The 18,463-nt window shown below is 62.3% G+C and carries 11 protein-coding genes; 7 read left to right on the top strand and 4 right to left on the bottom strand.

The annotated features are described in order from the left end of the window. Positions 1-37 precede the first annotated feature (37 nt). On the top strand, positions 38-1,051 hold the full coding sequence (locus PZL22_RS08595; RefSeq protein ID WP_003529549.1) for a lytic transglycosylase domain-containing protein: 1,014 nt from the start codon (positions 38-40) through the stop codon (positions 1,049-1,051). Between the two features lie 327 nt (positions 1,052-1,378). On the opposite strand, the gene gyrA is transcribed toward PZL22_RS08595, so the two are convergent. Further along, entirely contained in the window at positions 1,379-4,174 is a 2,796-nt protein-coding gene (gyrA, locus tag PZL22_RS08590; RefSeq protein ID WP_003529548.1) for a DNA gyrase subunit A, read from the bottom strand. Between the two features lie 284 nt (positions 4,175-4,458). Between gyrA and PZL22_RS08585 the strand changes: the two genes are divergently transcribed. Further along, positions 4,459-5,088, top strand: coding sequence for a MarC family protein (locus PZL22_RS08585; protein ID WP_003529547.1), 630 nt, complete (start codon positions 4,459-4,461; stop codon positions 5,086-5,088). 65 nt (positions 5,089-5,153) lie between these two features. Here the strand turns inward: PZL22_RS08585 and PZL22_RS08580 are convergent, their stop codons facing one another. Then, the gene (locus PZL22_RS08580) at positions 5,154-5,678 is read right to left on the bottom strand and encodes a single-stranded DNA-binding protein (RefSeq protein ID WP_003529546.1); all 525 of its coding nucleotides are present in this window, start codon (positions 5,676-5,678) and stop codon (positions 5,154-5,156) included. A 286-nt stretch (positions 5,679-5,964) separates the two neighbouring features. On the opposite strand from PZL22_RS08580, the gene uvrA reads away from it, so the two are divergent. The 3 genes from uvrA to PZL22_RS08565 all read left to right on the top strand — a co-directional run bounded on the left by uvrA (position 5,965) and on the right by PZL22_RS08565 (position 14,444). Further along, positions 5,965-8,886: an excinuclease ABC subunit UvrA gene (gene uvrA, locus PZL22_RS08575; protein WP_003529545.1), complete on the top strand. Its 2,922-nt coding sequence runs from the start codon at positions 5,965-5,967 to the stop codon at positions 8,884-8,886. 89 nt (positions 8,887-8,975) lie between these two features. Then, a complete protein-coding gene (locus PZL22_RS08570) occupies positions 8,976-9,779 on the top strand; it encodes a DUF72 domain-containing protein (RefSeq protein ID WP_003529537.1) in 804 nt (267 codons plus the stop codon). Between the two features lie 873 nt (positions 9,780-10,652). Next, positions 10,653-14,444 carry a vitamin B12-dependent ribonucleotide reductase gene (locus PZL22_RS08565; RefSeq protein ID WP_003529536.1) on the top strand — a complete coding sequence of 1,264 codons (3,792 nt, stop codon included), beginning with the start codon at positions 10,653-10,655 and terminating at the stop codon, positions 14,442-14,444. 149 nt (positions 14,445-14,593) lie between these two features. Here PZL22_RS08565 and PZL22_RS08560 read toward each other — a convergent pair whose 3' ends face one another. Further along, a complete protein-coding gene (locus PZL22_RS08560; RefSeq protein WP_003529535.1) occupies positions 14,594-15,232 on the bottom strand; it encodes a glutathione S-transferase family protein in 639 nt (212 codons plus the stop codon). Between the two features lie 190 nt (positions 15,233-15,422). On the opposite strand from PZL22_RS08560, the gene PZL22_RS08555 reads away from it, so the two are divergent. After that, positions 15,423-15,581, top strand: a complete 159-nt coding sequence (locus PZL22_RS08555) for a hypothetical protein (protein WP_010969297.1) — start codon at positions 15,423-15,425, stop codon at positions 15,579-15,581. A 1,490-nt stretch (positions 15,582-17,071) separates the two neighbouring features. After that, positions 17,072-17,443: a hypothetical protein gene (locus tag PZL22_RS08550; protein ID WP_003529533.1), complete on the top strand. Its 372-nt coding sequence runs from the start codon at positions 17,072-17,074 to the stop codon at positions 17,441-17,443. 29 nt (positions 17,444-17,472) lie between these two features. Here the strand turns inward: PZL22_RS08550 and PZL22_RS08545 are convergent, their stop codons facing one another. Beyond that, positions 17,473-18,453, bottom strand: coding sequence for a DUF1775 domain-containing protein (locus tag PZL22_RS08545; protein WP_003529532.1), 981 nt, complete (start codon positions 18,451-18,453; stop codon positions 17,473-17,475). Between the last annotated feature and the right edge of the window lie 10 nt (positions 18,454-18,463).

The raw sequence follows: 18,463 nt of genomic DNA, 5'->3' as shown, positions 1-18,463 counted from the left end.
AGCCCGATTTCTCGTCCGCAACGAAGATGCTATCTATATGCACTCGTTGGTCGCCGAGGGCCGCATGGTCGAGTACGAAAAGGCAGGCACAAGCCGCATCCGGAGCACCCTGAAAGGACATCTGGCACGCGTCGCCGCGGCCGTATTGTCCGTGGTCATGTGTTTTGTCTCCGGCCACTCCGGGGCCGCGGAGGCGCGCACCGACGCGCCGGCTCCGCCGCGGAAATGCCTCTACTCGGGGGTGTCGACTGAAAACCCCTTCCTCCGTCTCTGCATCACCCCCGACAATTTCGCCCGGGACGTCTGCGGCATCATCGAACATTATGCCAAGGCGAACGACCTGCCCGCCGCTTTCTTCGCCCGTCTGATCTGGCGCGAAAGCCTTTTCCAGCCGGACGCCATCAGCCCGAAGGGCGCAGAAGGAATTGCCCAGTTCATGCCCGCGACGGCAAAGCTGCGCGGCCTGTCGGACAGCTTCAACGCGGTGGCGGCGCTGGGCAAATCCGCCGAGTATCTGAGCGAGCTCAAGTCCCGTTACGGCAATCTCGGTTTTGCGGCGGCGGCCTACAATGCCGGCGAAGCAGGCCTGGAGCGCTTCCTGGAAAAGGACCGCTTACCCTATGAAACGCGGGATTACGTGCTGGCGATCACCGCCTATTCCGTCGAAGACTGGCGCGACAATCCACCGAAGTCGCTCAACATCGAACTCGACAAGGACAAAAGCTTCCTCGATGGCTGCGTCGCGCTCGCCAATACGCGGCGCTTGCGCGAGCTGGTTATCGCCGATGAAGCCGTCTGGGCGCCATGGGGCGTTCAGCTCTCGGCCCACTATCAGAAATCCATGGCGCAGCGGCTGTTCCTGAATGCCGTGAAAAGATTGCCCGCTCCGATCAACAGCGAAAAGGCGGTTCTGGTGCGGGAGCGCAATGCCAGCTTCGGATCCAGGCGCCGCTACGCTGCCCGCATCGGCCGGCAGACGCGCGCCGAAGCCGATCAGCTTTGCGCCGCCATACGAAAAAGCGGCGGCGCCTGCGTCGTTTTCAAGAACTAACGGCGCCTTTCGCCGGTACAGCGATGGATGAGGATGGGCTTGACCTCCTCATCCCTGTGCTCGTCACAGGGATCCAGCCAGGCCAAGTCCTTGGGCTGAAAGAACATTCCCCGCGCCGCAGACGCGGCGCTGCCCTCATCTCTGTGACAAGCACAGAGATGAGGGCGAGGAGAGATTGCAGTCCCGGATACGTTTCCTAGTAGGCCGCGCAGTCGGCACTCGAAGAACTCAAGCCCAACCCCGAGCGCACCTTCTGGTGACCTTTGCACATATGATAAGGCCCGACGCTGGATAGCCCCGGGCCTTGAAATCTTTCCTGCGCTTAGATCACTCGTCCGGTGTCGACGTGGTGTCCGTCGGCAACTCCGGTTCGGCCATGACGCCTTCGGCACCTACGGCTTCGATCTCCTCGTCGCCATCCGGCTCAGTGATCCGCTCGACCGAAACGACCTTCTCGTCCTTGGCGGTGGAGAAAATGGTCACGCCCTTGGTGGCGCGGCTCGCCAGGCGAATGCCTTCCACCGGGACCCGGATGAGCTGACCTCCATCGGAAACGAGCATGATCTGGTCGTTGTGCTCGATCGGGAAGGCGGCGACGAGTTCGCCGATTTCCGCCGTCTTCGAGGTATCGGTGGCGCGAATGCCCTTGCCGCCGCGGCCTGAAGTACGGAAGTCATAGGACGAGGAACGCTTGCCGAAGCCTTTCACCGAGACCGTCAGGATGAATTGCTCGCGCGCCTTCAGTTCCTCGTAGCGCTCGTTGGTGAGTTCGCCGCCATTGGTGACCTCCTCGCCGACAAGCACGATTTCCTCTCCTTCACCGGTCAAGGCGCGACGCTCCGCGGCCGATCGCTTCAGATAGGCGGCACGCTCCCACGGCTCGGCTTCGACGTGAGCGACGATGGCCATCGAGATGATCCGGTCGCCGTCACCGAGCGAAATGCCGCGAACGCCGATCGAGTTGCGGCCCGCGAAGACGCGGACATCGGCGACGGGGAAGCGGATGCACTGGCCGAGCGCCGTCGTGAGCACCACGTCGTCGAACTCGGTGCAGGTGTCGACCGAGAGGATCTCGTCGCCCTCCTCCTCGAGCTTCATCGCGATCTTGCCGTTGCGGTTGACCTGGACGAAGTCGGAGAGCTTGTTGCGACGGACCGTGCCGCGGGTCGTCGAGAACATGACGTCGAGGTTTTCCCAGGTCGTCTCGTCCTCGGGCAGCGGCATGATCGTGGTGATGCGCTCGCCGGGTTCCAGCGGCAGCATGTTGATCAGCGCCTTGCCGCGCGACTGCGGCGTGCCGATCGGAAGCCGCCAGACCTTCTCCTTGTAGACGATGCCGCGGGAGGAGAAGAACAGAACCGGCGTGTGCGTATTGGCGACGAACAGCCTGGTAACGAAATCCTCGTCGCGGGTGGCCATGCCCGAGCGGCCCTTGCCGCCGCGGCGCTGCGCCCGATAGGTCGTCAGCGGCACACGCTTGATGTAGCCCAGATGGGACACGGTCACCACCATGTCCTCCTGCGCGATCAGGTCCTCGTCGTCCATGTCCGGACCGCCTTCGGCGATCTCGGTGCGGCGCGGCGTGCCGAACTCGTCCCGGACCGCGGTAAGCTCGTTCTTGACGATCTGCATGATGCGGAGCCGGGACGACAGGATGTCGAGGTAATCCTTGATCTCCTCGCCGATCTTGTTGAGTTCGTCGCCGATCTCGTCGCGGCCGAGCGCGGTCAGGCGCTGCAGGCGCAGGTCGAGGATCGCGCGGGCCTGTTCTTCGGACAAGTTATAGGTAGCGTCGTCGTTGATCCGGTGGCGCGGGTCGTCGATCAGCCGGATGAGCGCATCGACGTCGTGCGCCGGCCAGCGGCGCTCCATCAGCTGTTCGCGCGCCGTCTGCGGATCCGGCGCCTGGCGGATGAGCTTGATCACCTCGTCGATATTCGCGACGGCAATCGCGAGACCGACCAGCACATGCGCCCGCTCGCGCGCCTTGCGCAGCAGGTATTTCGTGCGCCGGCTGACGACGTCCTCGCGGAAGGAGACGAAGGCGCGCAGCATGTCGAGCAGCGTCATCTGCTCCGGCTTGCCGCCGTTCAGCGCCACCATGTTGCAGCCGAAAGAGGTCTGCAGGGGCGTGTAGCGGTAAAGCTGGTTGAGGATGACTTCGGCGTTGGCGTCGCGCTTCAGTTCGATGACGACGCGATAGCCCTGGCGGTCGGATTCGTCGCGAAGATCGGAGATGCCCTCGATCCGCTTCTCGCGGACGAGCTCGGCCATCTTCTCGATCATCGTCGCCTTGTTCACCTGATAGGGGATCTCGGTAATGATGATCTGCTCGCGATCGCCGCGCATCGGCTCGATATGGGCACGCCCGCGCATGATGACGGAGCCGCGGCCGGTCTCGTAGGCCTGACGGATGCCCGAACGGCCGAGGATCAGCGCCCCGGTCGGAAAATCCGGTCCCGGAATGATCTGCATCAGCTCCGGCAGCTCGATCGCGGGATTGTCGATCAGGGCGATACAGCCGTCGATCACCTCTACGAGGTTATGCGGCGGGATATTGGTCGCCATGCCGACGGCGATGCCGCCGGCGCCGTTGACGAGCAGGTTCGGGAACTTTGCCGGGACGACGACGGGCTCGTGCAAGGTGCCGTCGTAGTTGTCGCGGAAATCGACCGTGTCCTTGTCGAGATCGTCCAGCAGCGAATGCGCCGCCTTCTGCAGCCGGCACTCGGTATAACGTTCCGCCGCCGGCGGATCGCCGTCGACGGAGCCGAAGTTGCCCTGACCGTCGATCAGCGGCAGCCGCAGAGACCAGTCCTGCGCCATGCGTGCGAGCGCATCGTAAATCGCCATGTTGCCGTGCGGATGGTATTTACCCATCACGTCACCGGTGACGCGGGCGCATTTTACGTATTTCTTGTTCCAGTCTATGCCGAGCTCGCTCATCCCGTAGAGGATGCGGCGGTGAACGGGTTTGAGACCGTCGCGCACATCGGGAAGCGCACGCGACACGATCACGCTCATGGCGTAATCGAGATACGACCGCTGCATTTCCTCGATGATGGAAATCGGCTCGATGCCTGGCGGATTTTTTCCGCCGCCGGGGGTGCTTTGCTCAGTCAATGTGATCACGATCTTTGTTCAGAATCAGTCGGTTTTTTATAGCCGAATGCGGCTCGGAGCGCCAATTTTCGGCCGGTGTTTTGAACAGTCTTTTGCCGCAGGAACAGGCTTTTCTAGGGCAAGGAAAGGAGCTCGCAAGGAAAGCTGCGCGCCTCGGGGATGGCGCTGGTTTAAGCCATTGCGTTGCGCTTGGCTACCCGCTCTTTCCAAGCTCGCACCGCTTGCCTAACAATGCGGGCCACACCACCGGGAATAGCCGGGGTAAAATCCGGAAGGGGACACGGATGTTCGACGTCGATCTCTTGATCAATGCGCTGACGACGCTGCTCGTCACGCTTGATCCGCCCGGCCTTGCGCCGATCTTCCTGAGCCTGACCGTCGGCTTGAGCCGGCAGCAGCGCTTCCAGGTCGCGACCCGCGGCTCGCTCATCGCTTTTTTCATCCTCGCGGCCTTTGCGCTTTTCGGCGACGGCATCCTCGGTCTGCTCGGCATCTCGATCGGCGCCTTCCGGATCGCCGGCGGCATGCTGCTCTTCTGGATCGCTTTCGAGATGATTTTCGAGAAACGCCAGGAGCGAAAGGAGAAGGCCGGGGAAACGGCGATCACGAAGGACCACCTCCACAATATCGCGGTCTTCCCTCTCGCACTGCCCCTGGTTGCCGGGCCGGGAGCGATCTCGGCAACCATCCTTCTCGGCAGCTCATTTCCCTCGGCACTGGAGCGGGTGCAGCTCATCGTCGTCATCGCCGCATCGATGGCGATACTGTTCCTGGCGCTGGTGATCGCCGAGCGCATCGACCGGTTCCTGGGCGTCACCGGCCGGGCGATCCTCACCCGCCTCCTCGGCGTCATCCTTGCCGCACTCGCCGTTCAATTCGTCGTGGACGGCGTGCGTTCGGCGTTTCAGGTCTGAACGCACAACGAGAACGGCCCGCAACGAAGCGGGCCGGATGGTCTCGGACTGGCTGGCGCAGTCGATCAGAACGGAATGTCGTCGTCGAGATCGCGCGAGAAGTTGCCGCCCTGGTTCGGCTGGTTCGATTGACCGCCGGACCGGGCGCCGCCCGAGGAGGGCCGCGACTGATCGTATTCCTCGTAGCCGCCACCGCCGTAGTCGCTGCCGCCGCGACCTGCGCCGCCGCCCTCGCCTCCGCGGCCGTCGAGCATCGTCAGGGTCGAGTTGAAGCCCTGAAGGACGACCTCGGTCGAATAGCGGTCATTGCCGGTCTGATCCTGCCACTTGCGCGTCTGCAGCTGGCCTTCGATGTAGAGCTTGGCGCCTTTCTTCACATATTGTTCGACGACCTTGCAGAGGCCTTCGTTGAAGACGACGACCGTGTGCCACTCCGTCTTCTCGCGGCGCTCGCCCGAATTGCGGTCGCGCCAGGTCTCGGACGTGGCAATTCTGAGGTTGGCGATCGGCCGGCCGTCCTGCGTGCGCCGGATTTCCGGGTCGGCCCCGACGTTTCCGATCAAGATCACCTTGTTGACGCTACCAGCCATATCGCTTTTCCCGTTTTTGCCGCCGGACCGCTCGGCCGGCTCTCCAATGTCTCATGAGCGAACACCTTAACGGCCCGCCGCCGCCGATACGCCCCGTATCGCGCATAATCCACAGCTGATTTGGCGTGGATATGGCAGAGTTTGTTCTTTTTTTGTTCTAATATTTCTCTATGATCCTGTCAACCGAATCGCAATTGAGCCGCCTCTTTTGCCGATTGCGCCTCGACATGGGCGCGGCCGTCATTACATAGGGGGCTTTCAACAGACATACAAAGCTGGCCTTCCGATGAGCGAACTCAAGACCATCTCCATTCGCGGCGCTCGCGAGCACAATCTCAAGGGCATCGACCTTGATCTGCCGCGCAACAAGCTGATCGTGATGACCGGCCTTTCGGGCTCCGGGAAATCGTCGCTCGCCTTCGACACGATCTACGCCGAGGGCCAGCGGCGCTATGTCGAGAGCCTCTCGGCCTATGCGCGCCAGTTCCTGGAAATGATGCAGAAGCCCGACGTCGATCAGATCGACGGGCTCTCGCCGGCGATCTCGATCGAGCAGAAGACCACGTCGCGCAACCCGCGTTCCACCGTCGGAACCGTTACCGAGATCTACGACTATCTGCGCCTGCTCTTCGCGCGCGTCGGCGTGCCCTATTCTCCCGCCACAGGCCTGCCGATCGAAAGCCAGACCGTCAGCCAGATGGTCGACCGGGTGCTGGAGTTCGGCGAGGGGACGCGCCTCTACATGCTGGCCCCGCTCGTGCGCGGGCGCAAGGGCGAGTACAGGAAAGAGCTCGCCGAGTTGATGAAGAAGGGCTTCCAGCGCGTAAAGGTAGACGGGCAATTTTACGAGATTGCCGACGTGCCGGCGCTCGACAAGAAGTACAAGCACGACATCGACGTGGTCGTCGACCGTGTCGTGGTGCGGCCCGATATCGGAACCCGTCTCGCCGACAGTATCGAAACCTGTCTTACGCTCGCCGACGGCTTGGCGATCGCCGAATTCGCCGACCGCCCCCTGCCTCCGGAAGAGACCTCCGCCGGCGGCTCGGCCAACAAGTCGCTGAACGAAACGCATGAGCGGGTGCTGTTTTCCGAGAAGTTCGCCTGTCCCGTCTCGGGTTTCACCATTCCCGAGATCGAACCGCGGCTTTTCTCCTTTAACAATCCCTTCGGAGCCTGCACGACCTGCGACGGGCTGGGCAGCCAGCAGAAGATCGACGAGGCGCTGATCGTTCCGGAGCCGAACCGCACCCTCAGGGACGGCGCCATTGCACCCTGGGCGAAATCCACGTCGCCCTACTACAACCAGACGCTCGAGGCCCTCGGCACGGTTTTCGGCTTCAAGCTCGGCAGCCGCTGGAGCGAGCTTTCCGAGGAAGCACAGGAAGCTATTCTCCACGGAACGAAGGACAAGATCACCTTCCACTATCAGGACGGCGCCCGATCCTACAACACGACGAAGACGTTCGAGGGCATCGTGCCGAATCTCGAACGCCGCTGGAAGGAGACCGACAGCGCCTGGGCGCGCGAGGAGATCGAGCGCTATATGTCGGCGGCCCCCTGCCCCGCCTGTGCCGGTTACCGGCTGAAACCGGAAGCGCTTGCCGTCAAGATCCACGCGCTGCATATCGGCGAGGTCTCCGAAATGTCGATCCGCGCCGCACGCGACTGGTTCGAGGTCCTGCCCGAGCATCTCAGCACGAAGCAGAACGAGATCGCCGTGCGCATCCTCAAGGAGATCCGCGAGCGCCTGCGCTTCCTGAACGACGTCGGCCTCGAGTATCTGAGCCTCTCGCGCAATTCCGGCACGCTTTCGGGCGGCGAAAGCCAGCGCATCCGGCTCGCGTCGCAGATCGGCTCAGGGCTGACGGGCGTTCTCTATGTTCTCGACGAGCCCTCGATCGGCCTGCACCAGCGCGACAATGCCCGCCTCCTGGATACGCTGCGGCATCTGCGCGATATCGGCAACACGGTCATCGTGGTGGAGCATGACGAGGATGCGATCCTGACGGCCGATTATGTCGTCGACATCGGCCCGGCGGCCGGCATTCACGGTGGCGAGGTCATTGCGGAAGGGACCCCTTCCGATATCATGTCCAATCCGAAGTCGTTGACGGGGAAATATCTCTCCGGCGAGCTTTCCGTTGCCGTGCCCGGCGAACGGCGCAAACCGAAGAAGAAAAAGGAAGTCACCGTCGTCGGCGCGCGTGCCAACAATCTGAAGAACGTGACCGCGTCGATCCCGCTCGGTGTCTTCACCGCCGTCACGGGCGTATCGGGCGGGGGCAAGTCCACCTTCCTGATCGAGACGCTCTACAAGGCTGCCGCCCGCCGCGTCATGGGCGCGCGCGAAAATCCGGCCGAACACGACCGCATCGACGGCTTCGAGCATATCGACAAGGTGATCGACATCGACCAGTCGCCGATCGGGCGCACGCCGCGCTCCAACCCGGCGACCTATACCGGAGCCTTCACGCCCATTCGCGACTGGTTTGCCGGGTTGCCGGAAGCAAAGGCGCGCGGCTACCAGCCGGGCCGCTTCTCCTTCAACGTCAAGGGCGGCCGCTGCGAGGCCTGCCAGGGCGACGGCGTCATCAAGATCGAGATGCACTTCCTGCCGGATGTCTACGTCACCTGCGACGTCTGTCACGGCAAGCGCTACAATCGCGAGACGCTGGACGTTCACTTCAAGGGCAAGTCGATCGCCGATGTGCTCGACATGACGGTGGAGGAAGGCGTCGAGTTCTTCGCGGCCGTTCCGGCGGTGCGCGACAAGCTGGTGACACTGAACCAGGTGGGCCTCGGCTATATCAAGATCGGCCAGCAGGCGAACACACTTTCAGGCGGCGAGGCCCAGCGCGTCAAGCTCGCCAAGGAGCTGTCGAAACGCTCAACCGGGCGCACGCTCTATATTCTGGACGAGCCAACAACCGGCTTGCATTTCCACGATGTAGCCAAGCTTCTTGAAGTTCTGCATGAGCTCGTCAATCAGGGTAATTCCGTGGTGGTCATCGAGCACAATCTCGAAGTCATCAAGACGGCCGACTGGATCATCGACTTCGGCCCGGAAGGCGGCGACGGCGGTGGCGAGGTCATTGCGCAAGGGACGCCGGAAGAGGTCGTGAAGGAGCCGCGCTCCTATACCGGCCAGTTCCTGAAGGAGCTTCTGGAGCGCCGGCCGGTGAAGAAGGTGGTTGCGGCGGAGTGATGCGTGGCCTCCTGAAAGCGGGTGGCGTCTCTGATTCGCCCCGGCTACAGCGGTTTTGCGTGTCTGAGTGAGCATCGAGGAGGAAGAGGATGGCAAATTCGGGACAGATCCGTGTCGGCATCGGCGGATGGAACTTCGAACCCTGGGAAGGCACCTTCTATCCGGACGATCTTCCGAAAAAGCGGCAGCTCGAATTCGCCGGCAAGGAATTGCGGACGATCGAGGTCAACGGCACCTATTACAGCTCACAGAAGCCGGCGACTTTTGCCAAGTGGGCGGCGGAGGTTCCCGACGGCTTCATTTTTTCGCTGAAGGCCAGCCGCTTCGTGACAAATCGCAGGGTCCTGTCCGAAGCCGGTGAATCTATGGAGCGGTTCCTGACGCAGGGGCTGACGGAACTCGGCGACCGCCTCGGTCCCATCCTCTGGCAGTTCGCGCCGACCAAGAAATTCGATGCGGAGGATTTCGAGGAATTCCTGAAGCTCCTGCCGGAAAAGCAGGACGGCCTGAAGCTCCGCCACGTGGTCGAAGTCCGCAACCCCAGCTTCCAGGTTCCGGACTTCGTCAAGCTCATTGAAAAATACAAGGTTGCCGTCGTTCTCGCCGAGCATGCGGACTACCCGATGATCGCCGATGTCACGGGTGATTTCGTCTATGCACGGCTGCAGAAGGGGAGCGACGATTTAAAGACCTGCTATCCGCCAAAAGATCTCGATCGCTGGGCCGAGCGGCTGAAGACCTTTGCCGCCGGCGGTGAGCCGGACGACCTGGAGAAAGCTGCGCCGGAACGCAAGCCCGAGACGGCACCCCGCGACGTCTTTGCCTTCTTCATCACCTCAGGCAAGGTCAACGCTCCGAACGGCGCTAGGGAACTGCAGAAACGCGTGGGCTAAGGCCTGTTGAGATTCGGGATTCCCGCCGCGGCTTGTTTGATTTCCTCATCCCTGTGCTCGTCACAGGGATCCAGCCAGACCAAGTCCTTGGGCTGAATGAACGCGCCGCAGACGCGGCGCTGCTGGATCTCTGTGACAAGCACAGAGATGAGGTGCGGAGAGATTGCAGTCCTCCGATACGTTTCCTAGACCTAGGCGCCCCGCAACGCGGGGTGCGGGCGCCAGGGGAGTCCCAACGTCGCCCCTCGACTTGATACTGCTGGTACCGCCGAATCACCAAAACGGGCCGCATCACACACCCACCTGATTCGCAATCGCGAGTAGCGCTAGGCCGCGTCTTGTACCCGCTTTTTCATCCATAAAAATTTGAATTTGGGCCTGCCGCTAGCTCATCTTCGCAGGCAAGCAGTGGAAGTCCCTGTTTTTCAACGGATTGATCGATGTCCCCGTTTTCCACAGTCGACCCACACAAGATATAGCGCTCAAACTTCCGTCACAAACCACCCCTTGACGCCCCGAGGCGATTCACGGTTAATGGATTTCACGTTGCGACGGCGGCGGACCGGGAAGTTCAGAGGCCGGTTCACACCCCCAAATCGTCGGTTCCGACATGCGGCCCGGGCGGATGACCCCGAGCGGCTGCAGTGGCGGAATCTTGCGCGAAATTTGGGTCGCTCAAGCGGCATTTCGAGCTGGCGTAAAGAGCCTGTTAATACTATATTTAGTGTTTGCAGCCAACATCATCACAAGATACAGGATTACCCAGGAGCTGGGTTTCCTCACATCGACAGAAATTTTCAGACTGGCTGCGAGATCCATCGCGGCCGGGCGAGGTTAACTGCGCTTTAGCGCATGGCAACAAAGGACGGGACAATGAAGATCGAGCGCCGTTTCACGAAGGCAGGGCAATCCGCCTATGCCGAGATTGAGTTCCGCAAGGCGACGAGTGAGATCAAGAACCCGGACGGGTCCGTGGTCTTCCGCCTTGCGGATATCGACGTGCCGGCGCAGTTCTCGCAGGTCGCCGCCGATATTCTTGCCCAGAAATATTTCCGCAAGGCCGGCGTGCCGGCAAAGCTGAAGCGTGTCGAGGAAAACGACGTGCCGTCCTTCCTCTGGCGCTCGGTTCCGGACAACGACGCGCTGAAGGCGCTGCCGAAGGAAGAGCAGTACGGCTCCGAAACCGATGCCCGCCAGGTTTTCGATCGCCTGGCCGGCACCTGGGCCTATTGGGGCTGGAAGGGCGGCTATTTCGACACGGAAGAGGACGCCAGCGCCTTCCGTGACGAGCTCGCCTACATGCTCGCCACCCAGCGCGTTGCTCCGAACTCGCCGCAATGGTTCAACACCGGCCTCCACTGGGCCTATGGAATCGACGGCCCCGGCCAGGGCCATTTCTACGTCGATCCCTTCACCGGCAAGCTGACGAAGTCGAAGTCCGCTTACGAACACCCGCAGCCGCACGCCTGCTTCATTCAGTCGGTCGCGGACGACCTCGTCAACGAGGGCGGCATCATGGATCTCTGGGTGCGTGAGGCGCGCCTCTTCAAATACGGCTCCGGCACCGGCTCCAACTTCTCGCATCTGCGCGCCGAAGGCGAAAGGCTCTCGGGCGGCGGCAAGTCCTCCGGGCTCATGAGCTTCCTGAAGATCGGCGACCGCGCCGCGGGCGCCATCAAGTCGGGCGGCACGACGCGCCGCGCCGCCAAGATGGTCGTCGTCGACATCGACCATCCCGACATCGAGGAATACATCAACTGGAAGGTCAAGGAAGAGCAGAAGGTCGCCGCCCTCGTCACCGGCTCGAAGATCGTCGCCAAGCACCTGAAGGCGATCATGAAGGCCTGCATCAATTGCGACGGCAGCGACGATGCCTGCTTCGATCCCAAGCAGAACCCGGCGCTGAAGCGCGAGATCCGTGCCGCCAAGCAGGCGCTGGTTCCGGAAAACTATGTCAAGCGCGTCATCCAGTTCGCGCGGCAGGGCTATAAGGACATCCAATTCAAGACCTATGACACGGATTGGGATTCGGAGGCCTATCTCACGGTTTCCGGCCAGAACTCCAACAACTCGGTCTCGATCAAGGACGACTTCCTGCGCGCCGTGGAGGCGGATGGCGATTGGCACCTGACCGCCCGCAAGGACGGCCGCGTCATGAAGACCCTGAAGGCGCGCGACCTCTGGGAGTCGATCTCCCACGCGGCCTGGGCCTCGGCCGATCCGGGCCTGCACTTCAACACGACGATGAACGACTGGCACACCTGCCCGGCTGCAGGCCCGATCCGCGCCTCCAACCCGTGCTCGGAATACATGTTCCTGGACGACACGGCCTGCAATCTCGCCTCGCTCAACCTGATGCAGTTCAAGGATGCCGCGACCAAGCGGATCAATATCGGCGACTACGAGCATGCCGTCCGTCTCTGGACCGTCGTTCTCGAAGTCTCTGTGATGATGGCGCAGTTCCCGTCCCGCGAGATCGCCGAGCTCTCCTACGAATACCGCACGCTCGGCCTCGGCTATGCGAATATCGGCGGCCTGCTGATGTCGTCAGGCATTCCCTACGACTCGCCCGAGGGCCGCGCCATCGCCGGCGCGCTGACCGCGATCATGACCGGCGTCGCCTATGCCACCTCGGCCGAGATCTCCGCAAAGCTCGGCCCCTTCCCCGGCTTTGCGCCGAACCGCGACAACATGCTGCGCGTCATGCGCAATCACCGCCGCGCGGCTCACGGCGAGACCGCCGGTTATGAGGGCCTGTCCGTCAACCCGGTCGCGCTCGTCCACGGCGATTGCCCGGACCAGGATCTGATCGCCCATGCCAAGGGCGCCTGGGACAAGGCGGTCGAGCTCGGCGAGAAGCACGGCTACCGCAACGCCCAGGCCACCGTGATCGCGCCGACCGGTACGATCGGGCTCGTCATGGATTGCGACACGACCGGCATCGAGCCCGATTTCGCCCTGGTGAAATTCAAGAAGCTCGCCGGCGGCGGCTATTTCAAGATCATCAACCGCGCGGTTCCCGAGGCGTTGCGCACGCTCGGCTACTCGGAAAGCCAGATCGCCGAGATGGAGGCTTATGCCGTCGGCCACGGTAACCTCAACCAGGCCCCGGCCATCAATCCCACGACGCTCAAGGCCAAGGGCTTCACCGACGAGAAGATCGAAGCCGTCAATGCGGCGCTTAAGGCTGCCTTCGACATCAAGTTCGTCTTCAACCAGTGGACGCTCGGCGCCGACTTCCTGAAGGAGACGCTGAAGGTCAGCGATGAGCAGCTCGCCTCGATGGACTTCAACCTGCTCGAGCATCTGGGCTTCTCCAGGAAGGACATCGAAGCCGCCAACATCCATGTCTGCGGCGCGATGACGCTCGAAGGGGCACCGTTCCTGAAAGCAGAGCACCTGCCGGTCTTCGATTGCGCCAATCCCTGCGGCAAGATCGGCAAGCGCTACCTCTCGGTCGAAAGCCATATCCGCATGATGGCGGCCGCCCAGCCCTTCATTTCGGGCGCAATCTCCAAGACGATCAACATGCCGAACGAGGCGACCGTCGAGGATTGCAAGAACGCCTACATGCTCTCCTGGAAGCTCGCGCTGAAGGCGAATGCGCTCTACCGCGACGGTTCCAAGCTCTCGCAGCCGCTGAACGCCTCGCTGATCGAGGACGAGGAAGACGAGGACGCGATCGAGGAGCTGATGCAGGCGCCGGCAGCCGCCCAGGCGGTCGCCGTCACCGAGAAGATCATCGAGCGCGTCATCGAGAAGGTGGTGCGCGCCCGCGAGAAACTGCCGAACCGCCGGCAGGGCTATACCCAGAAGGCGATCGTCGGCGGCCACAAGGTGTATCTGCGCACCGGCGAATTCGGCGATGGACGGCTCGGCGAGATCTTCATCGACATGCACAAGGAAGGTGCGGCCTTCCGGGCGATGATGAACAACTTCGCCATCGCCATCTCGCTCGGCCTGCAATATGGCGTGCCGCTCGAGGAATATGTGGAGGCCTTCACCTTCACCAAGTTCGAGCCGGCCGGCATGGTCCAGGGCAACGACGCGATCAAGAACGCGACGTCGATCCTCGACTATGTCTTCCGCGAGCTTGCCGTTTCCTATCTCGGCCGCCACGACCTTGCTCATGTCGACACCTCCGACTTCAGCAATACCGCGCTCGGCCGCGGCATTCAGGAAGGCAAGACCAACCTCGTCTCCACCGGCTGGACCCGTGGCTACAAGCCGTCCATCGTCGGCGGTACCGGCGAGCGCTCCGAGCCGAAGGGTGCTTCGACGGCCGCCCCGGCCCGCGCCTCGGCCGGCGCTTCCGTCACCTCGATCTCCGGCAATGCCGTGCGAAAGCTTGAGCCGGCAATCGCCGCCGCCACCTCCGAAGTCGTCGCCTTCAAGCGCGATTACGAGGAACGAGCCGTCGAACTCGCCGAGGAGATTGCCGAAGAGGCGGAACAGGAGGTGACTGCCCTCTTCTCCGACAAGGCCGCGGCAGAGGCCGCTGCGGCGAAGTCCGAAGCGAAGAAAGTCGAAGCCGAACGCCGCGCCCGCTCGATCATGCAGGGCTATACCGGCAACATGTGCTCCGAGTGCCAGAACTTCACGATGGTCAGGAATGGCACGTGCGAGAAGTGCGACACATGCGGCGCCACGAGCGGGTGCAGCTGAGACAGGCGGCAGAAGTTGTAGTCAGCCATCGGTTACGACGCACAGCCACTGAAATGACGCAGTAATCGATATGGCCGCCTCCCTGGAAGCGGCCATATCTATGTTCTGCACAGGGATATCCGCGGGCTTCACGGAAGAGGAAACTCAGGCTATGCGGGCCGCGTCTCCATCATCGAGCGCCTCACCGACATCCGCGCCCACCACGCCGCCAGCATCTCGTGCTCCCGGAGCATTTCCTGCCCTTCCGGCGCCCTGAGGAAATAGTCGAATATCGGGGCGGCATAGAGGTCGGCGAGCGACATTGTCTCGCCTGCGAGCCATGGCGCCGTTCCCACAATTTCGGAAATCGCCTTGAGGCAGGTCCTTGCTTTCGGCAGCGCAGCGGCGATTGCGTTCTCGTCAGCGGCCGCGCCGCTCGCCGGCTTTGAGACGCGTTCCACGTAGACTCCCCAGACCAGAGTGGGATAGGCGTAGTTGTCGGCGATACTCATCAGCTGGTTGCAGCGGGCGCGCTCCCGCGGATCGAGAGGTTGAAGCCTCCTCCCGTCGAACACGTCATCGACGTAGCGCGTTATCGCGCCGGTCTCGTAAAGCCTGAAGCCCTCATATTCGAAGGCAGGGATGCGACCGAAGGGATGCCGCTCCAGATAGTCCTGTCGCGGGCCGTCGCTCGCGAAGATGTCTACGGGGACGAGTTCGTAGTCCGTTCCCTTCTCGGCCAGCGCCAGCCGCACGATCCGCACGTAAACGCTGTACTCCGCTCCGAACAGGCGCGGCCTTCCGGTCATTGCAGCCCTCCCCGTTGCCTGAAGATTTCGACCTGATGATGTAGCACCACTTCCAGGCATCAATGTGCGGATGCGGCAGGCGGCTGTCACTCCGAAAGGAAAAAGCAAAAGAGTCAATGTGAAAGCGATGGACGGGCGGCTCAGGATACCGCAATTTATGCGCGTCTGACGAAGCAGAATCGGAGAGTTCATGCCCCTCAAATATCTGACCGCCCTATTGGCGCTTGCCGTCCTGTCGGGGTGCACCAGCACCGGCGGAAACAACACGACCTATGCTCAGTGGTACGGGCCGAATCCCGTTCCCAATTTCAGCGCCGCGAGCCCCGGTGGTGTTCGCGTAGGCTATTAAGCACCCGGACCGGCCAAGGACGCTCGCGGAATTGCGCAGCGGCCGATGTTCTTCAAGGTGTGGGTGAACCGGTTCCCTGACGGAGGCGGCGCAGTCGCAGCGCCTCCGTTTTTGCCGTGCGAGCCTGCGCCGCCGTTTGGCTCGCAATGGAATTGGCCGCGCAGAGGTGACACTCACCTCGGGAGGTGACACTCACCTCGGGAGGTGACACTCACCTCGGAGGCGGCGATCACCTTGGAGGTGACGATCACCTCGGAGGTGACGATCACCTCGGCGGGACGAGACCTTGATAGTAATCCCCGTCACCGCCGACCACCCGGTCCCCGGTGTGCGAGCACGCCGCCAGCGTGGCGAGTGCGAGCAACAACACGATCTTGCGCATAGGCCCCCGTACCTTTCCTAACAGTTTGACGGCCATTGATATTCTGCCATTCGCGCAGGATCAATTCCCAACCGCGCAATCCACACGGTCCTGCGGCAGCGCTTCTTACACCATCCGGGCTCCTACATCGGTCCCGAGAAATCGGAACCGATTGTCGGAGGCGCGATGCCGCATGCAACGTCTCATCAGCGCTTCGGGGGTATCAAGCCGGGATAGTATTGCCCGTCCCCTCCATAATACCGTTCGGCGCTGGGCGTCGCCGTTTGTGAGCACGCGCTGAGAACGAAGACCGCCACCAACATTCCGATTAGAGTATGTCCTTTCGCATATAGATTTCCGCAACCGGGTCGCGCCGACGCGCTGCATCGGCTCTCCGTTGCACCTGCAATTGTATATGCGATTCAACCGACGATGAACACGATTCCGTGATCTCTACCATCAAGTGCAGCTCCCGTATTCCCCCAACCGGCCCACTTGGGTGTCGAACCGGTCAGGTACCGCAAGCCGGTCGCTATGATGGCTGCGCCCGGAGTGAGCGTTGCCGCAGCGGTGCCGACCGCCAGGACGTCACGGGCACGGTGCGCGGGCGCCTCTCGTGAGGCATGCAGCGACAGCCCTCTTGCGATGCGACGGAAGCGGGTTCGTGCGCCGCATTTGGGGCTTCGATTGATGCGTGTCGTTCTTAAAGCCGCTATAGACCTGAGCGACATGCTTCAGAGAGGCGTCGGGGGTACGACGCCGCTATAGTATTGGCCTTCTCCCGTATAGTACCGTTCGGCGCTGGGCCTTCCTGTTTGCGAGCACGCGCTGAGAGCAAAGATCGCCAACAACAATACGATCGCGCGCATAGACTTACGTCCTTTCGTGAGTGAACTTCTTCAATATGACTTTTATGAACTAGATTTTTTCCGGCGCAGAAGCCGCGCCGGTTCTCGGTTACGGCTGCGATTGTACATGCCGTTCAACCGACGGTACACAAAATTGCGCAATGTTCAGCCCCGCAGCCCTCGAATCGTTACGATTTTCCTAAAATTCAATCACCCGATTTCACCTGCTCGCAAGCGCAGTCTGGCACAGGAAAGGATTATCATGCCCGAGGACTGACAGGATGACCCAGGTCGTTACCATCTCCGCGACGACGGCGGCCTATGCGGCGGATGCATTGAAGCCGCCCACGCGCTTGCGTGGCGATGGACCTGCCGACGAGGCAATCACACTGCTTTGCGCGCGCGGCCAAGAGCAGGCGCCGGTCCCGAAGGTCAGAAGCGCGCTGCCGCTGCACCTCATGCTGATCGCTGCAGAGCGCCGTCTGCCGCAACAGACGCAGGCCGAAACGCTGCGCCGCTATCTCGAAAACGCCGAGAACGAGGACGAGGACGGGGGCGGAGGCGATCGCCGGCGGGAAGACAAGCCTGCCGGCGATGAACAGGAACTGGACGAAATCACCGAAATGCTCGACCGGCTCGTTCAGGGATCCTGAGCCGGTCGACGCGCTTTCCTGTCAGTGTTCTATTGATGGCTGTGGCCGGAGTGAGCGTTGCCCGCGGCGGTGCCGACCGGCAGGACATAGTCGACCTCCCCCGCCTTCTCGAAGGTGAGCGTCACGGGCACGGCATCGCCTTCGGCAAAGGGCTTCTTCACCTCCATGAACATGAGATGCAGGCCGCCGCTCTTCAGCTCGACGGTTCCGCCGGCGGGAACGGCAATGCCGTCCTCGAGCTTGCGCATTTTCATGACGTCGTTCTCCATCGTCATTTCATGGAGTTCGACCCGGCCCGCGGCCGGGCTCTCGACGGCAAGCAGCCGGTCGTCGGCACTGCCGCCGTTCCTGACCACGAATCCGCCGCCGCCGACCTTGGCGCCGGGCAGCATGGCCTTCACGGCTCCGCCCGAGATCTCGAGATCGCCGAGCCTCACCGTTTTGGGCGCGGACTGATGATGCCCTCCGTGACCGGAATGCTCGTCGCCCGCCGCCATGGTGACGGTGATCGTCGGCGCCGGATGCTCGAGGGAATGGGCGTCCTCGCCCTCCGCCGCCACCTGATCCCAGACCACCTTGCCGTCGGCGCCGCAAAGCTGCGTCGTCGGAAAGGCAAGCACGGTCTCCTTGTCGAAGCCCGCGAGTTTTCCGCGCACGACGAAGGTGTCGTAATGTTCGTCGGGAAGGTTGCCGCCTTTCCAGCGAATTTCCAAGGGACCGGAGGAAACCTTGGTGCCGTGATCGTCATAGGTTTTCCGGTAGTCGCCCTTGATGATCTCCAGCTCCCAGCCGGGCTTAGGCTGGGGCTTGGCAAAGACGAATCCCTCCGGCAGCTGCACCCGCACTTCGGTCGTCGCCTTGCCGTCGCAGCCATGCGGCACCTGAAGCGTGGCGTTGACGGTCGTTTCGGCCGGCGCGCTGCCCGTCTCGAATGTCGCATGCGCATGGGCGAGCCCTGTGGCGGCGAATGTGAGGCCGGTGGCAAGCAAGGAAAATCTGATCGTGTTCATGTCGTAATCT

Origin of the sequence: Ensifer meliloti, assembly GCF_030064585.1 — a bacterium.
Taxonomy (GTDB): Bacteria; Pseudomonadota; Alphaproteobacteria; order Rhizobiales; family Rhizobiaceae; genus Sinorhizobium; species Sinorhizobium meliloti.
This window is presented reverse-complemented; position numbering and strand designations above follow the sequence as displayed.

Coding starts and splice junctions, on each gene's coding strand:
- PZL22_RS08585 (WP_003529547.1), top strand. CDS start 4,459: ATGTTCGACGTCGATCTCTTGATCAATGCGCTGACGACGCTGCTCGTC.
- PZL22_RS08565 (WP_003529536.1), top strand. CDS start 10,653: ATGAAGATCGAGCGCCGTTTCACGAAGGCAGGGCAATCCGCCTATGCC.
- PZL22_RS08570 (WP_003529537.1), top strand. CDS start 8,976: ATGGCAAATTCGGGACAGATCCGTGTCGGCATCGGCGGATGGAACTTC.
- PZL22_RS08560 (WP_003529535.1), bottom strand. CDS start 15,232: ATGACCGGAAGGCCGCGCCTGTTCGGAGCGGAGTACAGCGTTTACGTG.
- uvrA (WP_003529545.1), top strand. CDS start 5,965: ATGAGCGAACTCAAGACCATCTCCATTCGCGGCGCTCGCGAGCACAAT.
- PZL22_RS08555 (WP_010969297.1), top strand. CDS start 15,423: ATGCCCCTCAAATATCTGACCGCCCTATTGGCGCTTGCCGTCCTGTCG.
- PZL22_RS08595 (WP_003529549.1), top strand. CDS start 38: ATGCACTCGTTGGTCGCCGAGGGCCGCATGGTCGAGTACGAAAAGGCA.
- PZL22_RS08545 (WP_003529532.1), bottom strand. CDS start 18,453: ATGAACACGATCAGATTTTCCTTGCTTGCCACCGGCCTCACATTCGCC.
- PZL22_RS08550 (WP_003529533.1), top strand. CDS start 17,072: ATGACCCAGGTCGTTACCATCTCCGCGACGACGGCGGCCTATGCGGCG.
- PZL22_RS08580 (WP_003529546.1), bottom strand. CDS start 5,678: ATGGCTGGTAGCGTCAACAAGGTGATCTTGATCGGAAACGTCGGGGCC.